The sequence below is a fragment of the Yoonia sp. BS5-3 genome (genome assembly GCF_038069655.2).
Taxonomy (GTDB): domain Bacteria; phylum Pseudomonadota; class Alphaproteobacteria; order Rhodobacterales; family Rhodobacteraceae; genus Yoonia; species Yoonia phaeophyticola.
In genome coordinates this window covers 3,881,852-3,900,867 of sequence record NZ_CP150951.2, presented here as the reverse complement: position 1 = coordinate 3,900,867, position 19,016 = coordinate 3,881,852, and the positions used below count along the sequence as shown (strand labels likewise).

The following is a 19,016-nucleotide window of genomic DNA, read 5'->3' as shown; positions in this document are numbered from 1 at the left end:
GACAGTTGCGGGGATCATGGCGACGTTGTTCCTGTCGTCGGCATTCCAGATCGTGCGTCAAGCTTTGCGGGAACGACGAGATGCAATGCAGCACATCCATGGGGCAACATGATGGTCGTTCTGTTTACATCCATAGGAATCGTTATTGCGTTCGGGACCTTGGCTGCGATTGTCTGGTCCATCGCTTATCCCGAACGCCGACTTTGGCCTCCGAAACAATATACAACACTGACACCGATCTTGGTTTGGGTGCCAACGTTCACCCTGTTCGGCACCATGATTGGCGTTGGTGTGATTGAGTGGGGTTCTTGGGCCATTCCCGCTGCGATCAGATACGGTTTGGGGGGGACGTTGATCGCCCTTGGTAATTTGGGTGTTTGGTCGGAAGTGATGAAGTTTGGCGTCGATCAAACAGGCGGTGCTTCTGGCGTGCTACGGACAGGAGGGCTGTATCGGTATTCCCGTAACCCGCAATATGTATCCGACATCATGATCGTTTTGGGGCGGGTCATGATGTCAGCATCGCCTTCGGCATTCGTGATCGGGTTGGTGTCAGTATTGGTTCTCATCGTAGCACCATTTGCGGAAGAGCCTTGGTTGAGACGGACCTACGGTGAGCAATATGCCGATTACGCTACCAAGGTCAGGAGGTTCCTATGAAGCGTAAGGGACTAGTTGACCATTGTGATCTCAGCTAAGATCCTAAGGCTTTGGCTGAGATCACAATGGTCAACCGAGGTAATTGATGATCGGACAATCGGGGCGATGGTCACCACGGCATGATGTCACCAGATGCGCCAACTCATCATGCAGAGACTGTAACTCCCGCTGTTTTTCTTCGATCTCTTCCAGTCGCTTAGAAGCTATGCGTTTCACTTCTGCACTGGTGCGGTCCTGATCCTGGTATAGTCCGAGAAGTTCACGGCATTCTTCGATGGTGAAGCCAAACTCTCGTGATCTTCGGATGAACACGAGCTTTCGCACAGAAGCATCGTCATAGGTGCGATACCCTGCTTCAGAACGCGACGGAGCCTGAACGAGGCCAATGTCAGCGTAGTAACGCACGGTTTTGACGGGGAGACCCGCAGCCTTTGATGCAGCAGAAATATTCACCGAACTCACCTCTTGACCTTCTGGTTACTGGAAAGATTAGGTTGATGCTGAATGAGCTTCAAGGGTCCAGTCGGATGGATGCCCGCACCTGCGTAAGGAAAGAATGACCATGCCCAAGGATACCGCCAACAAAACTGCGCCCCTCTATCGGATGGTGATGACCGATCACATGTGTCCGTACGGATTGAAGTCGAAAGACTTGCTGGAACGACAGGGCTATCAAGTTGATGATCGCCACCTCACCAGCCGTGACGAGGTTGATGCGTTCAAAGCCAAGCATGATGTAAGGACGACGCCACAGACATTCATTGGTGAAACCCGCATTGGTGGCTTCGACGATCTAAATGCATACTTTGGGAAAGCCACCAAGGCTGATGATGCCACGACCTATAAGCCCGTGGTTGCCTTGTTCACGGTTGCTGCGTTGATGGCTGTTGCAGTCACCTGGCTCATCCTTGGCACCATGTTCACTGGGCGGACGGTTGAGTTGTTTATCTCGATTTCAATGGTCTTGTTGGGTCTACAGAAACTGCAAGATGTTGAACGGTTCGCCACCATGTTCCTGAATTACGACCTGCTTGCTCAGCGATGGGTTCCCTACGGCTACGTTTATCCTTTCGTTGAGACGGGAGCGGGGCTGCTCATGATGGCGGGCGTTCTCACCTGGTTGTCTGCACCAGCCGCTTTGTTTGTGGCAAGCATCGGCGCGATCAGTGTGTTCAAGGCGGTCTACATCGACAAACGCGAACTCAAGTGCGCCTGTGTCGGCGGTGACAGCAAAGTTCCACTTGGGTTCGTGTCGCTTACCGAGAACCTGATGATGATCGGTATGGCAATCTGGATGCTCTCAAAGCTGTGATAAGAAAGCGTTTGACCCTCCACCAACTGGAAGGCTTAGCGATGGCAAAAAGATGTGAGGAGCAGTGCCTTCAATGAAATCGACTATCGCTATTGCTGCTATTTTGGTTGCAGGTGGTGTGGGCTACGCGATGTGGCCCACAGTACCCCACACCACAACAACCGACGTTGCCATCGCCATGGAAGACGGAGTTCTTGCAAATGTCCTGCTGCCTAACACGCTGTCGCAGAATGCCCAGATCGGGCAACTCGCTTATGAGGCCAAATGCGCGGCTTGCCACGGGGTGAACGCTGCGGGCCAAGATGGCGTCGCACCGCCGCTGGTCCACGTTATCTATGAACCAAGCCATCACGGCGATGAGGCGTTCCAACGGGCCGCCGCTATGGGCGTTCGGGGACACCATTGGCCGTTTGGCGACATGCCCCCTGTTGAGGGGGTAACAAGGGGCGATGTCACGATGATCATCGCCTACATTCGGGAACTGCAACGTGCCAACGGGATCAATTGATCTCAAACAACAAGACTGGAAACAACAATGAAAGCTATTCTACTTGCAGGCATGATCGGGATTTGGGCCACGGGTGCGATGGCGCACTCGCCCCTCGATGCAACGACACCAGCTAACGAGGCCACCGTCACGGAGATGCCGACCGAAGTCTTGATGGGCTTCAAAGGTGACATACGCCTGACGCGGGTCGTGATCACACATGCCGACACACACAGCATGGACATGGACCTTGGCGAACAAACGGCTTTCACGCAGGAGTTTGCCTTACCAATGCACGACATGGGAGCGGGAACCTATGTGATCGAATGGCGTGGGCTTGGTGTGGATGGCCATGCTCTGAACGGTAGCTTTAGCTTCACTGTCGAATAACAATGCCTGATACGCTTGGACTGGCGGCCATCGTCACGAAATTTGCCCTTTACCTTGGCGTGATGACTGCGGCTGGCACTGTCATGGCGACGCTGATGTTTCGGCTAGATCGCACACGTGGTTTGGCCGCAGCATTCGCCGTTCTTGGGTTGGCGGCGACCATCCTTGCCTTCTCATTACGCGGAGCCAACCTGACGGGTGATCTCAGCGGTATGACTGATCCAGAGATGCTGGGCCTGCTATGGACGACGCCTGTAGGTACGGCATTGCTATTGCGTTTGGTGGGTCTAGGTCTGTTGATCGCTGGCTTGTTCATGGGGCATGTTGGAGCTTGGGTCTCGGCTCTGGGGGGAGTCGTGGCGATCTGGTCATTCGATCACGTCGGACACATCTCTAGCCGAGACACGACGCTGCTCGACATCGCTTTGACGTTGCATTTGCTGACCGTCGCACTGTGGATCGGCGTTCTCACGCCATTGAAGCGCCTAGCATCGATACCCGACACCTTTAACATTGCTGCGAACGTGGGGCATCGATTTGGCGTTGTTGCGACTGTCACAGTCCCCGTGCTGATCATGGTTGGTGGTTACATGGGCTGCCAGCTTGTTGGGTCGTTCACCGCACTTATCGGGACTGGATACGGGCAAGCATTGATCATCAAGGTTCTTCTCATAGGTGCTCTGCTGGGGTTGGCTGCGGCCAATAAACTTCGGTTCATTCCCGCGCTCCGAGCAGGTGATTCAGCCGCTGCAAGCCATCTCTCTAAATCTATATCTGTTGAATGGCTGGTCATCCTTGCTGTGCTTGGCACGACCGCTGTTTTGACAACACACCTGACTCTGCCAACATGAGGCACCACATGAATAGACGACACTTCTTGGCCTCCGTTTCAGCCACCGCGATCTTACCTATGCCCACATTCGCAGCCGAAGATACGTTACGATTGAAGGCCGAAGCGGTGACGCAACAAATCCTACCAGATGGAAATGGTGTGACTTCCATGCTGGGCTTCAATGGATCAATGCCAGGTCCAGAACTAAGGGTGCGTCGTGGTGAGCGTGTGAACATCGATGTCGAGAACGATCTTGAAGAAGGCACCGCAGTGCATTGGCACGGCATCAGGCTGGAAAACCAGATGGATGGTGTGCCGATACTGACGCAAGAGTTGATCGAACCCTCCGACACCAAAACCTATAGCTTTATACCGCCAGACGAAGGCACTTATTGGTATCATTCCCATTACATTTCTCATGAACAAGTCGCACGTGGCATGATGGGACCACTGATTGTTGAGGATGAAACGCCCCCAGATATCGATCACGACATCACTGTGTTGATGGCAGATTGGCAGATGCAGGAAGATGGCAGCCTATCAGATGAGTTCACTGACATGCACAGCGTCGCCCATGGCGGTTACATGGGAAATTTCGCCCGTGCATTCCTATCCCAAGATCAGGTGAAAACTGGGGATCGGGTCAGGTTTCGACTGATCAACGCCGCCACTAACCGAGTCTTTCCCGTCGCGATCAGCGGCGTCAGCGGGTCTGTCGTGGCCTTGGATGGCATGGCTCTATCTGAGCCACGTCCTATGGCCGAGCTTACCCTCGCACCCGCACAACGGGCCGACTTGATCGTAGACATCACTGGTCCCGTTGGGTTTGATATGTTGACCCGTCAGGGGCCATATAGATTGGCTGATCTGGCTGTGAGTGGCACAAATACGGATAGGGTGGTTGGGCAGATCATGGCTCTGTCACCGCCCAACCTGCCAACACCTGCTAATCCCACGCAACATTTGACGTTGACGATGATGGGTGGTGCAATGGGCGGTCGCCACGATGGCGACAATATCTGGGCGTTCAACAACGTCTCGGACCTACAAGGCGACCCGTTCGGATCATTTCAGAATGGCGAGACGGTACGGATTACATTTGTAAACGATACCTCGTTCCCGCATGGCATCCACCTGCACGGTCACCACTTCTATGAAGTCGATGAGAATGGTACCTTGGGCGACCTGCGCGACACAACTTTGGTAAACGCAGGTGAAAGCCGTGATGTCATCTGTGTCTTCGACAACCCTGGTCGTTGGCTGCTGCACTGCCACATGCTCAGCCATGCCGTTGGCGGAATGCGCACATGGGTGAATGTGGCATGAGGTGGGTGATCCCAATCTTGCTGTCGCTGGCCTCCACTGCCACTGCTGATCACAACTGGGATCACCGCGACATCGTTGCCGGGCAAAGCCTGTATGCGGATAAATGTGCGTCGTGCCACGGTGCCAACCTGGAAGGACAGCCGAACTGGCAATCCCCGAACGCCGATGGTGTGCTTCCAGCCCCGCCGCATGACGGGACAGGTCACACGTGGCACCATGATGATGAACTGCTGTTCGAATACACCAAGCTCGGTGGCGCTGCTGTATTGGAGATCAGGGGGGTAACTGGGTTCAATAGCGGGATGCCAGGTTTCGGCGAAACACTCACCGATGACGAGATATGGGATATCCTCGCTTACATTAGATCAACTTGGTCTGAGCGAGAACGCGAAGTCCAAGCCAGCAGGAACCCACCGCACTGATTGCACACCAACCCGAAAAGCATTGGGTGCTATGGCAGCGCATATTTTCCGCGACCTACGCGAACCATAAGCCCCTCATCACACAGCCTTCGAAGTGCGCGATAACAGGCTTCATGGCTGAGATTGATTCGGGTGGCCAACTCGATCACCGTAGCATCGAAGTACCCTGCCTGAACCGCAGCCAAGATGCGGTCCTTGGCGGACGGGATTGCCAGCAACTCGATATGTGCGCGGTACTGTTGGACCTGAACAGCCAGCAACCTTGTGAAGCCTTCGGAGAACGCAGGATTGGATTGCATCGTTGCAACGACATCCGCCTTTGCGATCTTTGTGACGCTGCCAGCCGCAGTGCAAATCGCATCGCAATGGTAGGTCTCTGAGAAGACTGATGCCTCCGCAAACAGCCCGCCCGACACCGCTCTGTGAAGGGTCAAGGTGTCGCCACCCAGCCCAGTGCGTTGCAGCGTCACGCAGCCAGAAACGACACGGTAAAGTCCCGATGTTGTCTGATCCTCGCGAAACAGCACGTCACCTTTTTGCATGTCAATTGCGCGACACGCAGTCCTGGGTAGATGGGAGAAAGGATCAGAAATCATATGATTGAGATCATAAGCGGCCAGAGTGAAGTTGGATAGGGTTATCAAGAAATAGGAGTGTTCAATGAAACTTGGTCTTTTATCAGCAGCCATGATGCTCGTTGCATCCAATGCAATGGCACAACATGCACATACGTCTGGGTCACCAAGCGAAACGGGCCAGTCACAATTCGCAGCGATTGCCGAGATTATCACCCTGCTGCGTGATGATCCAAACACGGATTGGGCGCAGGTAGATATCAAAGCACTGCGTGATCACCTCGTGGATATGGACAACGTGACGACGAGGGCATCGGTTGAGCGAAAGGTCGATGAGTTGAGTGTGACGTTCACGGTCACGGGAGATGATGTGGTAGCATCGTCCATTAGACGCATGGTGTTGGCACATAGCCCGATGTTGCAGGGATCGTCGGATTGGACCGTCACCGCTGGGGAAATAGGTAATGGCGCATCGATGCTGGTCCAGGTCGGATCAGATGAAGAGCTAAACCAGGTGCTGGGGTTGGGATTCTTTGGATTGATGACAATCGGTGCGCATCACCAACAGCACCATCTCATGATCGCGACTGGGCGGTCGCCACACTAACCGCTTCGTTTCTCACAAACGGTCATATTCCGAGTTCTCGTTTGCTTCAGTCAGGACGCTAGTCCTGGCCCATAGAACACTAATGCTGAATTTATCATTTACCCCTATCGAAAGCTTCGCCTCATCCCGCTATGATGTCGATGAGTTTCGAGAAGGAGGATCAATGAACATAGGCTACGCACGGATCAGTACGGACACACAGACCCACGCCGCCCAAATCGAAGCGTTGAAGGCTGCGGGATGTGCGAAGATTTTCACCGAAACCGCATCAGGTGCCAAGAAGGGCAGACCTGTGCTTGCAGAAGCACTCGCATACCTTCGCCCGAACTCGGACGACAAGCTGGTCGTCTATAAGCTTGATAGGGTAGCCCGCAGCCTCCCACACCTCATCGAGATCATGGAACGCTTGAACAAGAACGGGATCGAGTTCCAGAGTTTGACCGAAGCCATCGACACGAAGACGCCTGGCGGTCGGTTACTTTTCCATATCATGGGTGCAATATCCGCCTTCGAAAGAGACCTCGTGATCGAGAGGACCCAAGCTGGTCTAAAGGCCGCAAGGGCCAAAGGGCGGATCGGTGGACGCCCACGACGCATGACAGAAGACAAGATCAATGCCGTGCGTGAGTTGCTGGCATCGGGGACGCCCGTGAAGGACGCAGCGGCTGCGGTTGGGGTGTCTGTGCCAACTTTGTATCGATGGCTACCTGGTGCATCTCGTGACCGTCACATCCCTCTTTGACGAGATGAAACTGATTGATGTTGTAACCTGCGTGAACTGATCGTAGCCGTAACGCATGAATGACCAATTTTCCGTTACTGCTTGTCGCCATTGCAAGGCCCCGATCCCATCCGCCGACAACCGCGCTGATCGCAAATTCTGTTCGAACAAATGCAAGCAGGCCGACTACAGACGCAGACGAAAAGTCGTTACTGATCCTGTTGAGGCACTGGTGCGTGGCAGTAACGCTGATCTCATCAGAGAGGTAGCACGGCTTTATGCCGCCGATCCTGATGTTACCATTGCGGATGTAACTTATGGCCGTGGAGTATTCTGGAAACGCACTCCGCATCTGAACGTCACGGGGTCTGATCTGCTAACAGTGCTAGAGCGTCCATACGACTTTCGTGATCTGCCATATCAGGACATGTCGTTCGACATCGTGGCATTCGATCCACCCTATCTGGTTTGGCCTGGAAACCATATATCAGATGATCGCTACCGTAACTGTCCGTCGTCAGGGATTTTGGGACAGATGGCTGCCTAACCTAAGAGAGGGTCTGGCGCATCTGGCTGTCGTGATTATGCGGCGGATTTGCGGTGAAGCAAGCGTCGCGTTTCGATGGTCTTTCGCTTGATCCTTTCTCGTTGTTTCAAAATAGTCTCCCCGCGCCCGAAGTAGACATCGGCAGGCGTGAGGTTCTGCAGGCCTTCGTGATAACGCCGGTGGTTGTAGTGATCGACAAAGGCATCGATCTGTTGTCTGAGATCACCGGGCAGGTAGTAGTTTTCAAGCAGAATGCGGTTCTTTAGCGTTTGATGCCACCTTTCGATCTTGCCCTGGGTTTGCGGGTGATATGGCGCACCTCGAACATGATCCATCTTCTGATCTTCCAGCCAATCAGCCAGTTCGCCCGAGATGTAGCTCGACCCGTTGTCACTGAGCAGGCGCGGCTTGTGCAGCACCGTCGCCTGATCGCAGCCCGAAGCCTGCAGCGCGAGGTCGAGCGTATCGGTCACATCTTCGGCCTTCATCGTTGTGCAGAGCTTCCAGGCGATGATGTAGCGGCTGTAATCATCGAGGATAGTGCTGAGATAGAACCAGCCCCATCCGATGACCTTCAGATATGTGAAGTCGGTTTGCCATAGCTCGTTGGGACGCGTTGTCTTTTCTTTGAACTCGTCGGCGGCTGACAGAACCACATAGGCCGGGCTGGTGATCAGATCATAAGACTTGAGGATGCGATATACGGAAGCCTCTGACACAAAATACTTTTCTGTATCAGTAAACTGAACGGCCAACTCGCGCGGAGACAGGTCGCTTTCCTGCAAAGCCAGGTCCCTGATCTTCTCTCGAATGGGCTCGGGAATGCGGTTCCAGACCCGTGACGGTATCGGACTACGATCGTCAAGCGCCTCGGGGCCACCTGACATATACCGGTCGTACCAGCGGTAGAAGGTGGTCCTGGGAATCCCCAGCTTGTCCAGGGTTCGCTTGATCGGGAGATGCGAGCCTTCGACCAGGCGAATGATCTCCAGTTTCTCAGATGCGGGGTACCTCATTCGTCGTCCTCCCCATCCCCGAGCATGCTTTTTTTGAGCAGCCGTAGCTCCAGGGCTTGTTCAGCGACGACCTCTTTCAAATCACGGGATTCCCGACGAAGGTCTTTGACTTCGGTCGACGTCGCTGCACGGGCCGTGTCGCCAGCCAGACGCTTCTTGCCCGCTTCAAGGAACTCTTTGGACCAGCTATAATACAGGCTCTGAGCAATGCCCTCTCGACGGCAAAGCTCGGCAATGCTGTCCTCACCCTTAAGGCCGTCCAGCACGATCCTAATCTTCTCTTCGGCGGAATACTGTTTGCGCGTCGCACGGCGGATGTCTTTGACGACCTTATCACCGTGGCTCTTACGTGTTCCGGGTTTCTGTCTCATCTCCACTCCTTGGTGGTTACGATGTGCCAGAAACCCTCCCTTATCAAATCGGCCTAAACTGTCCCATAGGCGCTGACGTCAGACAACCCGCAGGTGAGATCATCTTGAACCCGCACCTGATCAAAGCCCCCCGTGCCTGCATCGACTATGTGCTAGTGCATGAACTTGCCCACCTCAAACATCACGACCACGGAACAGAGTTCTGGAGGTTGATCGATGCACATGCTGGTGACTGGCGAAAGGCCAAGCATCACCTCGATGGGTTGGTCGAGGTGTTGCTGACGGATTGATCAGATTGGCTGAGTATTCCTAATGACCGACCAATCCACTTGGGGATAGTCCACTAGAGCGATCTCATTGCAGAGTTCACCCACCTCGAATCCATTACCGTAGATGTCGAACGCATCGGTGTTTCCACCTGTCCAACCACCGAGTGCCTTGCCGATCTCACGATCCACACGGCCTCTTCGCAACGCATCGCGGAAGTTGTGACGGAAGGAATGAAATTTGTGCTTCGGCCCGTGTGCGCCGATCTTTTTGAGGTAGCGGTTAACCTTCTTGCTGAAGTTGGTCGAATAATAACCATCAACACCACGGGTGATGTCACCGAACAGCTTTGCATCCTTTGGACGCGCTGCATGGAAATCCAACAGACCAAAATCAATCAATCGTGGGTGCATTGGGACAAATCGGATCGAACTGCTAGTCTTCACAGACTTGTCGTCATCACCCGTGGTGCTAATGTGCGTGACATCAAAGCCCCAGACATTTTCTTCTAGTTTGATATCCGCCACATCCAACTGGCAGATTTCGTTCGACCGCATACCATTCCAAAGTGCGATCAGAGGCACCCAGAACAGGCTGCTTTCACGTTCGTGGTCCTGATACACCCGACTGCGAAAGATGATGTTCAACTGATCGTTGGAGAATGCTTCTCGCTTATCCTGTTTTCGCACAGGGTCGGCCACTTTGATCTCAGCATAGGCCGTTGGCATCCGATTCATCATTCCCTTGCGGTGGAAATATGCCAGGAAGGTCAGCAACCAGCGTAGGTAGTTGTTCACACCTGTTGGTGATAGCTTTGCCATCTTCTTGCGTTCTGCAACATCGGCGAGTTCGTCCAAGGTGTGCTTGTCAGCGTCGGGGAGCTTCATGAAGTTTGGTGGGAGCCTGGCGATAAGATCACGCACCCGTTCGCAATCCGCTTCGGTAATCTCATCGACTGGCGTGTCGTCACCAAGGATTTGAAATACTACTCCCAAATAGCCCCTGATGGACTTCTTCGTCTTGTCGGTCCGCAGCTTAGTCGGGTTATCCAAGAATTTCTCCATCAACGCGGTTAGGCTCGGCGTTGGTTCAGGCGGCATGGCAAGCTGGTCACCAAGGGAGATGTATTCCTTCGGTCCACCTGTAACCGTATCGACGTAGTGCGGATTGGGGGCATCATGCACTGCACGACCTTTCAACAAGGCCAATTCATTTCTCTTGGCCTCAATGAAAGTAGTAGCGCAGATTTCCAATAGCTGCTGAAAGGCCAAAGACCCCTCTGGCAACCTGATACCGTTCTCTTCCATCAAGGTGAGCGCCATTGTTCGAATGTGCGGGGTATCAAATCGCGCCAATCGCAACCTCACAATCATATCATCTACGGTTTCGGAACGTGCCTCGGTAAATGACTTCAGGCAGTCGAAGCCACTGCTCTCAAACTCTGCGACCAGATCAGCGCCACCACGAATGTGGATAGCATAGGCTTCTCGTCCCAACGCAATCTGCTGATCAGTATCTAGTTCGTGAAGTGTTTCCTTGATGGCGCTCAGCCTACGATACACCGCAGATATCTCACGGCGCTTCTTCTGAGTGGCGGCGGTTGCATGTTGCAATGCTTCGGCACGATCAGATGTTCGTAACGAAACCCAGTATTCCTTGCGTCGCAGGCGTTCCTGCATCGACTTTGGCACCTGCACACGGACATACCACTTGTTGCCACGCAGGAATATTTTGGGGACTGATACACGTGGATTCATGAGGGCTACTGTAGCAGCCTATTGTAGCAGTGCAAGTTGCACAAAGCCTTGTTTTGCAGTATCGATCTGAAAAACAAGGATTAAAAGTGTGGGTGGCGGAGACGAAGGGATTCGAACCCTCGAGACGGTTTCCCGCCTACTCCCTTAGCAGGGGAGCGCCTTCGACCACTCGGCCACGTCTCCAAGGCTGCGTCTAGCAGGAATATTCCTGCGTTCACAAGTGGAATTTGACGGGTAGGCCGGTTTGTTTGCTTTTGGGGGGCGTCATGCGTCCAAATGTTTCCTGATGTCGCGAAAACCGCGCTACATCGGGCTTGAGCGCGAGCTTTGTTTGGGGGCGATATTGGCGAATGGCTGAGCGGCGGCAAAGTGCAGTTCGGGCCCTCTGCCGCCGTCAATAGTACTATTTCTCGGGCAGTTCCGGTGCCTCTCCACGGTAGTATTGGGTTAAGGCGCGGGGCACTTCTTCGCCGTCGTACATAAATGGTAGCACGCCTTTCAATCCGGCTTTCCCGCGCATGTCGATGATGTCTTGATCGGATTTGGTCACCCTTTGTGACATCCGTCGTCCCCAGCGGGCCAGATAGCCGTAAAGGCGGTCAAGCTGATCCGAGAACCCGTGGGTCTTGGCCAGATCGATAAATTCTTCCGGGTCCGTTTGTAGATCGAACAACATGGGACGGAAGCCGCCTTCGGCGTGCATCATCTTCCAGCGCCCATCAAACACCATGAACAGGCGGCAATCGCGTGGGGCGATGCTCAGATCTTCGGCAAGGGGTGTTGCAGAATAGTCAAACTCGCTGATCAGGAATTCACGCCATGCCGGGCTGTCCCCGTCTAGCCAAGGCTGGAGCGAGCGTCCTTCGACGATGTGGCCGGGCACTTCGCCGCCTGCGGCCTCGATAAATGTGGCCGTTATATCCAGGCTTTCGACCAAGGCGTCGCAGGTTTTCCCGCGGGTGCTATTGGCCCGGTCGCGTGGGTCATAGATGATCATGGGCACTTTGGCGGATTGATCGTGGAAGAGTGATTTCTCACCCATCCAGTGATCGCCCAGATAATCCCCATGATCTGAGGTGAGCACGATCATTGTGTCTTTCATCGCGCCGGTTTCTTCCAGATGGTCTAGTATTCGCCCCAGATGATCGTCGCATTGTTTGATCAGCCCCATATAGGCCGGGATCACCTTTTGCCGCGTGTCGTCTCGCTGAAAGGCTTGTCCAACTTTGTTGTTCATATAGCCGTCAAAAACCGGATGCGCATTGTCGCGTTCGCGGTTGTCGCGCAGCGCGGGCGGGACATGTTCGGGCCCGTACATATTGTGATAAGGGGCGGGGACGATATAGGGCCAATGCGGCTTGATATAGCTGACATGCGCGCACCATGGGTCTTTGGCCTGCTGCATGAACTCGATGGTCTTGGTGGTCAGCCAGGCGGTCTCAGAGTCCTCTTCATGGATATTTGCGGGCCGGTCCGCGTTTTCAAACATCCAGCCTGATGCGATCCGGTTCACCGGTTTGACGCCCGCATTGGCGTGGTCTGCCCATGGGTTTTCGGCCGGATAGCCCTTTGTCTTCAGATATACATTATAGGGCGACCGTTTTTCGTCGTAGAACCCTGCAGGTCCTTGCGCCCAAAGTCCATCATCCCGGATCCAGACGTCAAATCCGCATTCCGCCTGCCGCGCGCCGATCACGCTGTCCGGGTCGAGCCCGAGGCGTTCCATGCCTTCTTTGTCCGCATGCATATGGGTCTTGCCTATCAGCCAGCAATCCATGCCGGCCTTGCGCAGATGATCGCCCATGGTTTGCTCACCCACACGCAGTGGATAATTGTTCCACTGGGCACCATGGCTGGAGGGGTAACGTCCGGTGTAATACGACATCCGGCTGGATCCGCAGATCGGCGATTGCACGTAGGCGTTGGTGAACCGTACTCCTTGCGCTGCGACCCGGTCAAAATTCGGAGTATGCAAATGCGGATGCCCCGCACAGCTGAGGTAATCAAAGCGGAGTTGGTCATACATGATGAAAAGAATGTTCATGGGTGCATCCTGTTGGGTGGGGCGATGTCAGGGTTACGTCTGGGCAGATGGTTTTATTCCCAGATACTTATGGGACGGCCCGTCAGGGAATGGAAAGGATGATTTGACGAAAGGCGCTGCAGGAATTAGAACAAATAGTGAACATTAAATGGGATTCGATGTGTCGTGTATGGGTGCGTTACGGGTAAACAAAGGTCTGGCCGGGCAGGGGGTATCGCCCGATACGGCCACCAACACTTTGGCCGAGGCCTTTGCGGGCGCTGCCACCGATGCTGCGGCCATGGGCTTTGTTCTGTCGCGCTTGCCCCGGACCGATGCCCCGATCCTGTGGGTCCAAGACAGGCTGTCGCGCAAAGAGGCCGGGCGCCCCTATTTGGCGGGCATTGGCACCAAACGCCCGCTCATCATGGTCGATCTGTCCCGTGCTGCGGATGTGTTGTGGGCCATGGAGGATGGGCTGCGCTGTCGCGCATTGGGTGCTGTTGTGGGCGAAATTTGGGGCGATCCACCGGCTTTGGATTTCACCGCGACCAAGCGGCTTGCGATCCGGGCAGAGGCGGCCGATGTGCCTTGCTGGCTGATCCGGCGGGCGGGCACGGCCAATCTCAGCGCGGCGCGCGACCGGTGGCGCATTGCGGCGATGCCATCCGCCGCACATCCGCACGACGCCCAAGCGCCGGGGCAGCCGCGTTGGTCGCTCGATCTGTTCCGGTCGCGCCGTGCGAAACCGGGCCAATGGGTTGGGCAATATGACCGGGCGGCGGATCACCTCGATCTGTCTGCCCCAGTTCGCGATGGAGCGTTGGAGCCGCGTGGTGGAGCGGCAGGGCAACGCGCCGCCGGATGATATCCCGCTGGTGCTGGCCCGCGAAGGGCACCATGGCCCTGTCGTGCATGCAGCCAATCGGATGGCCCGGCAAAATGGTATTCATCCGGGTGCACGGGTGGTGGATATGCGCGCGATCTGCCCTGAATTACAGGTGGAATATGCCGACCCCGCAGGTGATATCGCCGCCTTAGACCGGCTGGTTCTCTGGGCCCGGCGTTGGTGCCCCTGGACTGTGCGGGACGGGACAGATGGGCTGATCCTGGATACAACCGGGTCGGATCATCTGCTGGGCGGCGAAGCTGCGATGCTGGTTGAGATGGAGACGCAATTGTCCCTGCTGGGGCTGACCGCACAATTGGCCGTGGCCCCCACATGGGGGGCGGCCTGGGCTTTGGCGCGCTTTGGACCGGTCCGGTCGATCAGCGGGCCGGATGATGTGGCGATCAAACTGGGCGCTTTGCCGGTCAAAGCGCTGCGCTTGGATGCAGATACGGTGCTTTTGCTGCGTCGCTTGGGATTGAAAACCATCGGGGCGGTCATGGATGTGCCGCGCCTGTCGCTGACCCGCCGGTTTGTGAAGGCGGAGTTGAATTCTAATCCGCTTATGCGTTTGGATCAGGCTTTTGGCAAACTGGCCGAGCCTGTCGCCAGTGTTGATGCCAAGCCCCGGTTCCGGGTGCAAAGCCGATTGGCTGAGCCGATCTTTGACCCCACGCCTTACTTGCCGGAGCTGTGTGAAAACTTGTGCGCGGCTTTGAAGCAAGCAGGCCAAGGGTGCCGCCGCCTGCATCTGACTGTTTACCGGACGGATGGGGATGTGAGCCATGTGGATGTGGCGACTTCGGCCACCACCCGTAATCCGGGGCATTTGCATAGCCTCTTTCGCGATAAGGTGGAGCGGATCAAGCCCGGTTTTGGTTTTGATCTGATCACGCTGGAGGCAGGCGGTGTGGAAGAGATGCAGGAGCGGCAGAACCGGCTTGATGGGGGATCGGATGATGATCTGCATCTGACCCGTTTGGTGGACCGGCTGAGCGCGAAGTTTGGGCCCCGCGCTGTGACGCGACCCGTGCTGCGCGAAAGCCATATCCCCGAACGGGCCGAGGGACAGGTGGCCGCTTTGGCGGCTTTGGCTGAGACAGGAGACGTGGTGACGAAAGAACGCCCTTTGCGCCTGTTTGATCACCCCGAAGAGGTCCGCGTGCTTTATGCCGTGCCCGAAGGCCCGCCTGCGCAGTTTGTCTGGCGATGGCAGACGCATCGGGTGGTCTGCTATGCGGGCCCCGAACGGATTGCGCCTGAGTGGTGGAAGGACCGGCCCGGCACAAGGTTGCGCGACTATTTCAAGGTGGAAAACCAGATGGGCCAGCGTATTTGGCTGTACCGCGAAGGCCTGCATGAGGATGGGCGCGGGGGCGATCCGCGCTGGTTTGTGCATGGGTGTTTTGCATGATCGGGTGGCGGTATCTGGTGGCGGGTCTGGGGACGCCTCCGGCGGGAGTATTTTTGGAAAAAAGAAGAGGGTTGGGCTGTGCCTGAAATGGACAACCAACGCCCGCGGCGGACAATTGAAGGTGATGGGTTCACGTCAAACCCCAAGGCTGCCTATGTCGAATTGGGGTTAAGTACCTGTTTTTCCTTTCTGCGCGGGGCCTCGGATGCTGTTGATCTGGCGAGCACGGCCAATGCCTTGGGCTATGACAAGCTGGGCTGTGCTGACTTGAATACGATGGCGGGGGTCGTGCGCTTGCATGCCGAAGCGCTTAAGGCACAGATCACGCCGGTCATCGGTTGCCGGTTGCGTTTGATCAGCGGTGAAGAATTCCTCGCCTACCCCCGCGACCGGGCAGCCTATGGGCGGCTGTGTACGCTGTTGTCCAAAGGGAAAATGCAGGATGTGAACGGGGATTGGCAGGCTAAAGGCGCTTGCGATATCACGCTGGATGATCTGGCGCGCCACAGCGAAGGGGTACAACTGATTACCATCCCGGGCGAAGGCCTCGACCGTTTCGAGGCTGGGTTCCGCCGCATCAGACGCGCGCTGCCGACGTTGAAATATATCGCCGCCAGCTACCTCTATCAGGGAGATGACCGGGCGCGGATCAATCGGCTGGATAGCCTCGCCAAGGCGCATGGCCTGTCGATCCTTGCGACCAATGACGTGCGTTACCATGCGCCTGACAGGCGGCCCTTGCAGGACGTCATGACCTGCATCCTGCACAAAACAACGATCCACAAGGCCGGGTTCCTGCTGGATGCCAATGCCGAACGCCACCTGAAGTCGCCCGCACAGATGATGCAGCTTTTCGCCGACTGGCCGCACGCGATCAGGGCCACGCGCGACGTGGCGGATGCCTGCCATTTTGACCTGCGCGAGCTGGCTTATGAATACCCTACGGAAACCGTCCCAGATGGGCGCACCCCGCAGGAATATCTTGAAGAGTTGACGTGGAAAGGGGCCGCACAGCGCTACCCTGAAGGCGTGCCCGCGCCGCTGAAAGAGACCATTCACAAAGAACTGGCGTTGATCAAGAAACTGGATATCCCGCAATATTTCCTGACCATCGAACAAATCGTCGATTACGCACGGCATCAATGCGACCCGCCGATCCTGTGCCAGGGGCGCGGGTCGGCAGCGAATTCAGCCGTCTGTTACGTGCTGGGGATCACTGCTGTTGATCCAGCGCAAAACGACCTGCTGTTTGAGCGTTTTATTAGCGAAGAACGCAAAGAACCCCCCGATATTGACGTCGATTTTGAACATGAACGCCGCGAAGAGGTGATCCAGCACATCTATGACAAATACACCCGCGACCGGGCGGCACTTTGTGCCACGGTGATCCACTATCGTCCCCGCATGGCGGTGCGCGAAGTGGGCAAGGTCATGGGCCTGTCCGAGGATATCACCAGCGCTTTGGCCAAGACCATCTGGGGGTCCTGGGGGCGCGAGATTGGGGCGAAAGAGGCGGCCGAGGCCGGGCTTGATCTGCGCGATCCGTTGATTGCGCGCACCATCAAACTGGCTGATCAGATGATCGGGATGCCCCGCCATCTGGGCCAGCATGTGGGCGGCTTTATCCTGACCGAAAAGAAGCTGACCCAGACGGTGCCTGTGGGCAATGGGGCCATGCCCGAACGCACATTTATCGAATGGGACAAGGATGATATCGATGAGTTGCGCATTCTGAAAGTGGATGTGCTGGCGCTGGGGATGCTGACCTGTATCCGCAAGGCCTTTGACTTGGTCAAGGCGCATTACGGCAAGGTGCTGACCTTGGCGAATATCGCTCAGGGCGACAAAGCCACCTATGACATGCTGTGTCAGGGCGACAGTCTGGGCGTGTTTCAGGTGGAAAGCCGGGCGCAGATGAACATGCTCCCTCGCCTGAAACCGCGTGAATTTTATGATCTGGTCATTCAGGTGGCGATCGTGCGGCCTGGGCCGATCCAAGGGGATATGGTGCATCCTTACTTGCGCAGGCGGGCGGGCAAGGAGCCCGAGGAATACCCCTCACCAGCGCCACCCCATGACCCGAACGAATTGCGCCACGTCTTGGAGCGCACCAAGGGCGTGCCGATCTTTCAGGAACAGGCGATGAAACTGGCCATGGTCGCGGCCGAGTTCAGCCCGGATGAGGCCAACCAGCTCCGCAAGGCCATGGCGACTTTCCGGTCCAAAGGGACCATCGGAGAACTGGAAGACAAGATGGTCAGCCGCATGATCAAACGCGGGTATGAACCGGAATTCGCAACGCGTTGCTTCAATCAAATCAAGGGGTTCGGCGATTACGGGTTCCCCGAAAGCCATGCCGCTAGCTTTGCGCATCTGGTCTATGTGTCCAGCTGGCTCAAATGCCACTACCCGGATGTATTCTGCGCTGCGTTGCTCAATTCCCAGCCCATGGGGTTCTACGCGCCTGCGCAAATCGTGCGGGATGCACGCGAACATGGGAAAATCGTGCGCGCAGCGGATGTGAATTACAGCGATTGGGATAATACGCTGGAACCTATCGGCCCGCGCGTTTTTGCCGTACGGCTGGGGTTGCGCCAGATCGACGGGGTGCGGCAGGACATGGCCCAGCGGATCATGAAACAACGCGGGCAGCCCTTTACGGATCTGGCCGATCTGAAGAAACGCGCACGGTTGGATGCGGGTATCATGCGTAAACTCGCAGCCGCCGATGCCTTCCGGTCGATGACTTTGGATCGCAGGCAGGCGCTGTGGGATGCGCGGGCCTTGCGCGATGCGCCTGACTTACCGCTATTCACCGAGAAGGATGAGGGAGAGGAGGTTCGCTTTGACTTGCCGCAAATGCCGATCTGCGAACATGTGGTCGCGGATTATCAAACGACCCGCCTGTCGCTTAAGGCGCACCCCATGTCATTCCTACGCAAAAGCATGGCCCGGCAAGGCTACACTACCTGCGCCAGCCTGGATGGACTACGCAACGGGCAATCTATCAAACTCGCCGGGATCGTGCTGATCCGGCAGCGACCCGGTAGTGCGAAGGGGGTCTGCTTTATCACGCTTGAGGATGAAACCGGCATCGCCAATCTGGTCGTCTGGCCCAAGGTGATGGAGACCTTTCGCAAAGTCATCATGCGCGCCCGTGTGATCGATGTGCGCGGAATGGTGCAGCGCAGCGACGACGTGATCCATGTAGTCGCCCATCATCTGACGGATCGTAGTGATGCGCTCGAACGGTTGGCGGATGACAGAATGGAGCCACCTCTAGCGCGCGCTGATGAGGTCAAACGCAACATCCCACATGATCCTCGGGGTCGTCACCCACGCGACGTGCGGGTGATCCCAAAGTCGCGCGATTTTCACTAGGCTCTCTGTCGCGCAAGGA

At 56.0% G+C, this 19,016-nt stretch carries 19 protein-coding genes and 1 tRNA gene; 14 read left to right on the top strand and 6 right to left on the bottom strand.

From position 1 onward, the window contains the following. The first annotated feature begins 108 nt into the window (after positions 1-108). Positions 109-660 carry a PEMT/PEM2 methyltransferase family protein gene (locus AABB29_RS19720; RefSeq protein ID WP_341368898.1) on the top strand — a complete coding sequence of 184 codons (552 nt, stop codon included), beginning with the start codon at positions 109-111 and terminating at the stop codon, positions 658-660. Between the two features lie 69 nt (positions 661-729). Here AABB29_RS19720 and cueR read toward each other — a convergent pair whose 3' ends face one another. Then, positions 730-1,113 carry a Cu(I)-responsive transcriptional regulator gene (cueR, locus tag AABB29_RS19715; protein ID WP_341368899.1) on the bottom strand — a complete coding sequence of 128 codons (384 nt, stop codon included), beginning with the start codon at positions 1,111-1,113 and terminating at the stop codon, positions 730-732. Between the two features lie 109 nt (positions 1,114-1,222). On the opposite strand from cueR, the gene AABB29_RS19710 reads away from it, so the two are divergent. From AABB29_RS19710 to AABB29_RS19685, 6 genes are all read left to right on the top strand, one after another. After that, positions 1,223-1,972: a glutaredoxin gene (locus tag AABB29_RS19710; protein WP_341369039.1), complete on the top strand. Its 750-nt coding sequence runs from the start codon at positions 1,223-1,225 to the stop codon at positions 1,970-1,972. A gap of 73 nt (positions 1,973-2,045) precedes the next feature. Continuing rightward, positions 2,046-2,480, top strand: coding sequence for a cytochrome c (locus tag AABB29_RS19705; protein ID WP_044040526.1), 435 nt, complete (start codon positions 2,046-2,048; stop codon positions 2,478-2,480). Positions 2,481-2,507: 27 nt separating this feature from the next. Beyond that, complete coding sequence (locus tag AABB29_RS19700; protein WP_014874026.1) at positions 2,508-2,849, top strand: copper resistance CopC family protein; 342 nt, start codon at positions 2,508-2,510, stop codon at positions 2,847-2,849. A gap of 2 nt (positions 2,850-2,851) precedes the next feature. Beyond that, positions 2,852-3,700: a copper resistance D family protein gene (locus AABB29_RS19695; protein WP_373636697.1), complete on the top strand. Its 849-nt coding sequence runs from the start codon at positions 2,852-2,854 to the stop codon at positions 3,698-3,700. Between the two features lie 8 nt (positions 3,701-3,708). After that, complete coding sequence (locus AABB29_RS19690) at positions 3,709-5,007, top strand: multicopper oxidase family protein (protein ID WP_341368902.1); 1,299 nt, start codon at positions 3,709-3,711, stop codon at positions 5,005-5,007. Continuing rightward, complete coding sequence (locus tag AABB29_RS19685; protein WP_341368903.1) at positions 5,004-5,429, top strand: cytochrome c; 426 nt, start codon at positions 5,004-5,006, stop codon at positions 5,427-5,429. The genes AABB29_RS19690 and AABB29_RS19685 overlap by 4 nt, the downstream gene beginning before the upstream one ends. 29 nt (positions 5,430-5,458) lie before the next feature. Here the strand turns inward: AABB29_RS19685 and AABB29_RS19680 are convergent, their stop codons facing one another. After that, complete coding sequence (locus AABB29_RS19680) at positions 5,459-6,118, bottom strand: Crp/Fnr family transcriptional regulator (RefSeq protein WP_373636696.1); 660 nt, start codon at positions 6,116-6,118, stop codon at positions 5,459-5,461. On the opposite strand from AABB29_RS19680, the gene AABB29_RS19675 reads away from it, so the two are divergent. The 3 genes from AABB29_RS19675 to AABB29_RS19665 all read left to right on the top strand — a co-directional run bounded on the left by AABB29_RS19675 (position 6,090) and on the right by AABB29_RS19665 (position 7,879). Further along, entirely contained in the window at positions 6,090-6,611 is a 522-nt protein-coding gene (locus tag AABB29_RS19675) for a hypothetical protein (RefSeq protein ID WP_341368905.1), read from the top strand. The genes AABB29_RS19680 and AABB29_RS19675 overlap by 29 nt on opposite strands. 163 nt (positions 6,612-6,774) lie before the next feature. Then, positions 6,775-7,353 (top strand): recombinase family protein, encoded by a 579-nt coding sequence (locus AABB29_RS19670; protein ID WP_341368906.1) that lies wholly within the window; start codon positions 6,775-6,777, stop codon positions 7,351-7,353. 55 nt (positions 7,354-7,408) lie between these two features. Continuing rightward, positions 7,409-7,879, top strand: coding sequence for a hypothetical protein (locus AABB29_RS19665; RefSeq protein ID WP_341368907.1), 471 nt, complete (start codon positions 7,409-7,411; stop codon positions 7,877-7,879). 35 nt (positions 7,880-7,914) lie between these two features. On the opposite strand, the gene AABB29_RS19660 is transcribed toward AABB29_RS19665, so the two are convergent. Next, positions 7,915-9,266, bottom strand: a protein-coding gene (locus AABB29_RS19660; protein WP_341365916.1) for an IS3 family transposase whose coding sequence is annotated in 2 segments (ribosomal slippage) — positions 7,915-8,930 and positions 8,930-9,266 — 1,353 coding nt in all. Because the reading frame shifts where the segments join, the coding sequence is not laid out codon by codon here. Between AABB29_RS19660 and AABB29_RS19655 the strand changes: the two genes are divergently transcribed. Next, the gene (locus tag AABB29_RS19655) at positions 9,245-9,556 is read left to right on the top strand and encodes a M48 family metallopeptidase (protein ID WP_373636695.1); all 312 of its coding nucleotides are present in this window, start codon (positions 9,245-9,247) and stop codon (positions 9,554-9,556) included. The two genes, AABB29_RS19660 and AABB29_RS19655, sit on opposite strands and share 22 nt — an antisense overlap. Here the strand turns inward: AABB29_RS19655 and AABB29_RS19650 are convergent, their stop codons facing one another. The 3 genes from AABB29_RS19650 to AABB29_RS19640 all read right to left on the bottom strand — a co-directional run bounded on the left by AABB29_RS19650 (position 9,557) and on the right by AABB29_RS19640 (position 13,334). Continuing rightward, complete coding sequence (locus AABB29_RS19650) at positions 9,557-11,290, bottom strand: site-specific integrase (RefSeq protein ID WP_341368909.1); 1,734 nt, start codon at positions 11,288-11,290, stop codon at positions 9,557-9,559. 93 nt (positions 11,291-11,383) lie between these two features. After that, a tRNA-Ser gene (locus tag AABB29_RS19645) sits at positions 11,384-11,473 on the bottom strand. Positions 11,474-11,693: 220 nt separating this feature from the next. Then, positions 11,694-13,334, bottom strand: coding sequence for a sulfatase-like hydrolase/transferase (locus AABB29_RS19640; RefSeq protein ID WP_341368910.1), 1,641 nt, complete (start codon positions 13,332-13,334; stop codon positions 11,694-11,696). 148 nt (positions 13,335-13,482) lie between these two features. On the opposite strand from AABB29_RS19640, the gene AABB29_RS19635 reads away from it, so the two are divergent. From AABB29_RS19635 to AABB29_RS19625, 3 genes are all read left to right on the top strand, one after another. After that, positions 13,483-14,181, top strand: coding sequence for a hypothetical protein (locus AABB29_RS19635; protein WP_341368911.1), 699 nt, complete (start codon positions 13,483-13,485; stop codon positions 14,179-14,181). Then, positions 14,129-15,616 carry a DNA polymerase Y family protein gene (locus AABB29_RS19630; protein WP_341369040.1) on the top strand — a complete coding sequence of 496 codons (1,488 nt, stop codon included), beginning with the start codon at positions 14,129-14,131 and terminating at the stop codon, positions 15,614-15,616. The genes AABB29_RS19635 and AABB29_RS19630 overlap by 53 nt, the downstream gene beginning before the upstream one ends. 78 nt (positions 15,617-15,694) lie before the next feature. Beyond that, complete coding sequence (locus AABB29_RS19625; protein ID WP_341369041.1) at positions 15,695-18,997, top strand: error-prone DNA polymerase; 3,303 nt, start codon at positions 15,695-15,697, stop codon at positions 18,995-18,997. Positions 18,998-19,016: the final 19 nt, after the last annotated feature.